We start from the raw sequence: 6299 nt of genomic DNA, 5'->3' as shown, positions 1-6299 counted from the left end.
CCGCCCGCCGGCGCCGAGAAACAGTCCCGTGCCGATCGCGCCGCCGATGGCGATCATCTGTAGCTGACGCGGTTTGAGGCTCTTGTGGTAGCCACTGTCTTCCGCGCCGAGGAATTCCTTGTCCCGTACTCGGGTCATGTGACGGTTCAATCCTTCGCTGTGGTTTTGTCGAAGGCAGAGGTTACCTGGCCGATAGCGGTGGGGCGCACATCGACCTCGGATCCGGCACTTACCGCATGATCATACTGGTAGTGGCGTCAGAACTCGCTTGGACGGAAGTAGCTGACCCTATTGGCCGATGTTGACTGTGTACGAGTACTTCTCGCCCGCCACGGCGGACACCTGGAAGGTCACCGGCACACTCTTGCCGCCGACCTCGTTCACCGTGCACTTGCGGGTGCTGTCGACCGCAAGCTTCTGCAGGCCCTTGCAGTCGATCGAGGCCACATCGTTCTGGGAATAGGTCCGATACGTCTGGGTGATCTTGGCCTTGGCATCGTCGATGGTCACCACCGGGGCGTCGAACGCCGCCTCCACGTCCGGAATGCCGCCCTCGATCTTGGCGACCCGCACCGTGATCGGCCACGCCGCGCCCGACCCGTCGCTCGCCGTACATTTGACGCTCGCGCCGACCGCGGTGGCGGGCGTGCCGGCACAGGACGGGTTCGCCGGAGTCTCCGCGGCATCCTTGGTGAACAGCCGCGCGATCGCCGCCTGGGCGTCCTTGTCGGTGACCTGCGAATGCCCCGAGGACGAGCAGCCGAGGACAACCAGAATCGGCAGCAGAAGCAGCAGACGACGCATACGCGGAATCCCTTCGAGACAGCATGGCCGCCAGTGGGCTCGCGGCCGAATCACACAGAGCTATCACGGCATAACGGACAGTTCCACCGCACGGTCCCACAATGTGACTCAGGTCACTTGTCTTGATGGCAAGGGGGTCGCCTTGTCCGGCGCCACATTTCATGCAGAACACTACGGCGGGGTGGGTCCGTGGACCCACCCCGCCGTTGTCCGGCAAGAACCTAGTCGCCGTCGACCGGAATGTTCGCCACGACGGGGTACGCCCCGGTGTACCCCTCGCGCTCCTGCGCGATGGCCATCACCTTCTTCCGCGCGGCGAACCAGCCGATGATCAGCAGCGGAACGATCACGACCAGGCTGGCCACCGTCCAGGTGCCGTCCGGATAGTCGAACGCGGTGATCACCACCACGGCGAACAGGAACACCAGCGCCGCGATGCCGGTGTACGGCGCGCCGAACATCCGGTAGGCGGGGCGCTGCACGAGCCCGTCCTTGGACAGCTTCCACAGCTTCAGCTGGCACAGCACGATCGAGGCCCACGACGCCAGGATGCCCAGCGAGGCGATGTTCAGCACGATCTCGAAGGCCTGCGACGGAACGAGGTAGTTGAGCCAGATGCCGAGCAGCGCGATCGCGCTCGTCAGCAGGATGCCGCCGTAGGGCACGCCGCGGGTGCTCATCCGGCTGGTGAAGGTGGGCGCGCTGCCGTTCATCGACATCGAGCGCAGGATGCGCCCGGTCGAATACAGTCCCGCGTTCAAACTCGAGAACGCGGCGGTCAGCACGACGAAGTTCATCACCGAACCCGCATGCGGCACACCGAGTTTGCCGAAGAAGGTCACGAACGGGCTGACGCCGGCGTGGTATGCGGTGTAGGGCAGCAGCAGCGCCAGCAGCACCAGCGAACCGATGTAGAACAGCCCGATTCGCAGGATCACCGAATTGATCGCGCGCGGCATGATCTTCTCGGGATTCTCCGTCTCACCCGCGGCGGTACCCACCAATTCGACGGCCGCGTAGGCGAAGATGACGCCGGAGGTGACGGTGACCAGCGGCAGCAGCCCGGTCGGGAACAGGCCGTGGGAATGACTGATGACGCTGAAACCGGTGCTCTGTCCCTGGATCTTGAAGCGGCCACCCAGGAAGACCACACCCACGATCAGGAAGCTCACCAGCGCGACGACTTTGATCAGCGCGGCCCAGAACTCCAGCTCACCGAACCACTTCACCGAGACCAGGTTGACGCCCAACACCAGCACCAGCGCGATCAGCGCCAGCAACCATTGCGCGACCGGTTGGAACACGCCCCAGTAGTGCAGATACGTGGCGATCGCGGTGGTATCCACGATCCCGGTCATCGACCAGTTCAGGAAGTACATCCACCCCGCGACGAAAGCCGCCTTCTCACCGAAGAACTCGCGCGAGTAGGACACGAACGACCCCGAGGACGGCCGGTGCAGCACCAGCTCCCCGAGGGATCGGAGAATGAAGAAGACGAATACACCACAGACGCCGTAGACCAGGAACAGGCCCGGTCCGGCATTGGCCAACCGCCCGCCGGCGCCGAGAAACAGTCCCGTGCCGATCGCGCCGCCGATGGCGATCATCTGTAGCTGACGCGGTTTGAGGCTCTTGTGGTAGCCACTGTCTTCCGCGCCGAGGAATTCCTTGTCCCGTACTTCGGTCATGTGGCGGTTCAATCCTTCGCTGTGGTTTTGTCGAAGGCCGAAGCTACCCGATCGAGCGCCACCCGCGCGCGATCACTGCCGCCAATAGGGGGAGGATGAAACCTTGTGTTTACCAAGGGGGCTCCGGGACGACACCCCGGCGCCCGACTCGCCGCGCCGGAGGCCACCGCCCCGGCACCCGAAATACCCTGCGGCACTAGGACATACACACGCCACAGCCGCAAGCCCGCGTTGACACAGACGGTCCAGCGGATCGGCCAACCCGGAGTTCACCGGACGGATACCGATGTCCGGAGTATCAGTTATCCTGCGCGGCGGTATATTTCGCGCCGAGCTCACGGAAGCGATCCATCGCCTTCGCGGCGCGATCGCCGTCGTTCATCCGGATGGCCAGCATCGGCACGTACTCGTCACCGACCAATTCCAGCCTGGCCCAGGCCTTCTTGTCCGGGATCGCGATGCCGCGAATATCTTTCCATTGGAACTCGGTGTCGCCCAGGATATTTCGCACGACCACGCCCTGCTCCCCCACCCGGACCCGCGGACGGGTCAGCAACAGCACCGCACCGGCCAGCAACAGCCCGAACACGATGACCGCCGCCTGATCGGCGCCACGGAAATTGACCCCGGTGGAGTTGTCCCCCGACAGCACCCCCGCCGCAATGAACAGGATCGCGATCACCGCGGCGATAATGCGGGAGTTGCGCACCGCTCGATGCGGGCGCACCTCCAGATCCCATGCGGTGTCCTGCGATTCGCGTTTCGACATTCGAACAGTCACCACCGGTTCAGACAGCCTGCCGCAGCGCCCGCAGGGTCAGCGCCGCATCCAGGGCCGCCGCGGCCGCCTGCTCGCCCTTGTTCTCCGCCGAATCGGGCAGCCCGGCCCGGTCCAGGGCCTGCGCCTCGGTGTTCACGGTCAGCACGCCGTTGGTGACCGGCGTGCCCTCGTCGAGCGAGACCCGGGTCAGCCCGGCGGTCACCGCATCGCAGACGTACTCGAAATGCGGTGTCTCACCGCGGATCACGACGCCGAGCGCGACCACCGCGTCGTGCGTGCGAGCCAGCGCCTGCGCGACCACCGGCAGCTCCATCGCCCCGGCGCAGCGCACGAGGGTGACCTCCCGCACGCCCGCGTCGCGCGCGGTCCGCTCGGCATTGGCCAGCAGGGTGTCGCAGATCGTGGTGTGCCACCGCGAGGCGACGATGCCGATGCGCAGGTCCTTCGCATCATCGAGTTCGAAGTCCGGTACCCCGGTGCCACTCACGACTGCGCCTCGCTGACGCTCGGCTCCGTCGTGCGCGGTGCACGCTGTGTCGATGATTCGCTCGCAAGCTCGCTCATGCGCTGAATCCGCCTCTCCGTGTAGTTTCCCGCCGCGCCCCGCGGCACGGCCGTTTGCCGCTAGTGCGCCGTCTCGCCCAGGTCCAGGTCGTCCAGGCCGACCAGATCGTGTCCCATGCGGTCGCGCTTGGTACGCAGGTAGCGCAGGTTCTCGGCATTGGCGCGCACCGGCATCGGCACCCGCTCGGTGATGCTCAGGCCGTACCCGTCCAGGCCCACCCGCTTGGCCGGATTGTTGGTCAGCAGCCGCATCGAGGAGATGCCGAGATCGACCAGGATCTGCGCGCCGGTGCCGTAGTCGCGGGCATCGGCGGGCAGGCCGAGCTCGATATTGGCATCGACGGTGTCGTGGCCGCTGTCCTGCAGCTGATAGGCCTGCAGCTTGTGCAGCAGGCCGATGCCGCGGCCCTCGTGCCCGCGCATGTACAACACCACGCCGCGGCCCTCGGCGGCCACCATCTCCATGGCCGCGTGCAGCTGCGGGCCGCAGTCGCAGCGCAGCGAGCCGAACACGTCGCCGGTCAGGCATTCGGAATGCACTCGGACCAGGACGTCTTCGCCGTCGTCGACACCCAGATCGCCGTACACCAGCGCGACGTGCTCGACATCGTCATAGATGCTCTTGTAGCCGACGGCCTTGAACTCGCCGTACGGCGTGGGGATCCGGGCCTCCGCGATCCGCTCCACCTGCTTCTCGTGCTTGCGCCGCCAGGAGATCATGTCGGCGATGGAGATCAGCGCCAGCTTGTGCTCGTCGGCGAAGACCCGCAGCTCCTCGGTGCGGGCCATGTCGCCCTCGTTCTTCTGGCTGACGATCTCGCAGATCACGCCGGCCGGGCTCAGCCCCGCCATGCGCGCCAGATCCACCGCGGCCTCGGTGTGGCCGGGACGGCGCAGCACGCCGCCGTCCTTGGCGCGCAGCGGAACCACATGCCCGGGGCGGTTGAACTTGTCGGTGGTCGCGGCGGGATCCGCGAGCAGGCGCATGGTGGTGGCGCGGTCGGCGGCGGAAATGCCGGTAGTGACGCCCTCGCGCGCATCGACCGAGACCGTGTAGGCCGTTCCGTGCTTGTCCTGGTTGATCGCGTACATCGGCGGCAGGCCGAGGCGATCGCAGTCGGGGCCGGTCAGCGGCACGCAGATGTAGCCCGAGGTATAGCGAATCATGAAGGCCACCAGCTCGGGGGTGGCCTTCTCTGCGGCGAAGATGAGGTCGCCCTCGTTCTCTCGGCCTTCGTCGTCGACGACGACAACCGCCTTACCGTCGGCGATGTCGGCGACTGCGCGCTCGATGGTGTCGAACCTGGTCACGTCTGCTGTGCTCCGTCTCGAAATAGCTGCCCACTAAACATACGGTGTGAGCCCCGCCTGCCCTGCGCCGCCCGATCTATCCGCGCTGCATCAACCGCTCGACGTACTTGGCGATGATGTCGACCTCGAGATTCACCGTGGTGCCGACCGGGGCGGCGCCCAGGGTGGTGAGCTGGCGGGTGGTGGGGATCAGCGATACCTCGAGCCAGTCGCGATGGCCCGGCTCGCCCGCGTCGTCCACCCCGACGCCCGAGACGGTCAGTGAGATGCCGTCGATGGTGATCGACCCCTTCTCCACGACGTACCGGGCCAGCCCCTCGGGCACCGAGACACGCACGACCTCCCAGTTCTCCTGCGGATCGCGCGAGACGATGGTGCCGGTGCCGTCGACGTGGCCCTGCACGATGTGCCCGCCCAGCCGGCTGTCGACCGCGGCGGCGCGTTCCAGATTCACCCGCGCGCCAAGATCGAGCTTGCCGATGCTGGACCGGTTGAGCGTCTCGCCCATCACGTCTGTGGTGAAGCAGTCGCCGTCCACGACGTCGACGACGGTCAGGCAGACGCCGTTCACGGCGATCGAATCACCGTGGCGGGCATCGGAGGTCACGAGCTTGCCGCGGATGGTGAGCCGGGCCGCGTCGGCCAGCGGTTCGGCCGCAACGATCTCGCCCAGTTCCTCCACGATGCCTGTGAACATGCCCGCTTCTCCTTCTCATCCGGTGCTCGTCTGCGCCAACGGCCCGGACCGCGGGTGATATTCCCGCCGGACCGGTGCCCTCAGCCTAACGAGGCGGCCGGAACGCGATGGCGGGCAGTCTTGCTCAGCAGTGGGCCGGAGTTTCCGCGCCCGTTTCGATACCGCGGCTCCGGCGAATTCGGACAGACGCGGACGTCACGACTCGAACCGGCCCCCGGCCGTTGAATACGCCTCCGTAATTCCGAGACAGAACGGCGATGCATCGCGGTTATAACGCCGATAGACCCAGAAGCACCGATTTATGTCCGAATTTCGCGAGCCCAGGAAAAGAATTTCACCGAGGCGCAAACGGCCCAACATGACGTATTACCCACCTACGACGCGCTCACACATTACGCTTGCGTCGCGGACCGATCGGAAGCAATATTGTTATGCAGTTTGATCCTCGGAGGTC

6 protein-coding genes are annotated in these 6299 nt (G+C 65.9%); all 6 read right to left on the bottom strand.

Features of this window, described 5'->3' with window-relative positions; translation table 11 throughout:
* Positions 1-288: 288 nt before the first annotated feature.
* Positions 289-804 (bottom strand): DUF4333 domain-containing protein, encoded by a 516-nt coding sequence (locus tag KO481_RS27135; protein WP_215921053.1) that lies wholly within the window; start codon positions 802-804, stop codon positions 289-291.
* A 221-nt stretch (positions 805-1025) separates the two neighbouring features.
* Positions 1026-2492 (bottom strand): amino acid permease, encoded by a 1467-nt coding sequence (locus KO481_RS27130; protein ID WP_215921051.1) that lies wholly within the window; start codon positions 2490-2492, stop codon positions 1026-1028.
* Positions 2493-2790: 298 nt separating this feature from the next.
* Positions 2791-3261: a PH domain-containing protein gene (locus tag KO481_RS27125; RefSeq protein WP_215921049.1), complete on the bottom strand. Its 471-nt coding sequence runs from the start codon at positions 3259-3261 to the stop codon at positions 2791-2793.
* Positions 3262-3280: 19 nt separating this feature from the next.
* Positions 3281-3760: a 6,7-dimethyl-8-ribityllumazine synthase gene (gene ribH, locus KO481_RS27120; RefSeq protein WP_215921047.1), complete on the bottom strand. Its 480-nt coding sequence runs from the start codon at positions 3758-3760 to the stop codon at positions 3281-3283.
* A 137-nt stretch (positions 3761-3897) separates the two neighbouring features.
* Positions 3898-5148: a bifunctional 3,4-dihydroxy-2-butanone-4-phosphate synthase/GTP cyclohydrolase II gene (locus KO481_RS27115; RefSeq protein ID WP_215921038.1), complete on the bottom strand. Its 1251-nt coding sequence runs from the start codon at positions 5146-5148 to the stop codon at positions 3898-3900.
* Between the two features lie 76 nt (positions 5149-5224).
* Positions 5225-5845, bottom strand: a complete 621-nt coding sequence (locus tag KO481_RS27110; RefSeq protein WP_215921036.1) for a riboflavin synthase — start codon at positions 5843-5845, stop codon at positions 5225-5227.
* Positions 5846-6299: the final 454 nt, after the last annotated feature.

Origin of the sequence: Nocardia albiluteola (assembly GCF_018860155.1) — a bacterium.
GTDB classification, from domain to species: Bacteria; Actinomycetota; Actinomycetes; order Mycobacteriales; family Mycobacteriaceae; genus Nocardia; species Nocardia albiluteola.
The sequence above is the reverse complement of the archived record's forward strand: the minus strand, read 5'-3'. Positions and strand labels throughout refer to the sequence as shown.

Coding starts and splice junctions, on each gene's coding strand:
- KO481_RS27135 (WP_215921053.1), bottom strand. CDS start 804: ATGCGTCGTCTGCTGCTTCTGCTGCCGATTCTGGTTGTCCTCGGCTGC.
- KO481_RS27130 (WP_215921051.1), bottom strand. CDS start 2,492: ATGACCGAAGTACGGGACAAGGAATTCCTCGGCGCGGAAGACAGTGGC.
- KO481_RS27125 (WP_215921049.1), bottom strand. CDS start 3,261: ATGTCGAAACGCGAATCGCAGGACACCGCATGGGATCTGGAGGTGCGC.
- KO481_RS27110 (WP_215921036.1), bottom strand. CDS start 5,845: ATGTTCACAGGCATCGTGGAGGAACTGGGCGAGATCGTTGCGGCCGAA.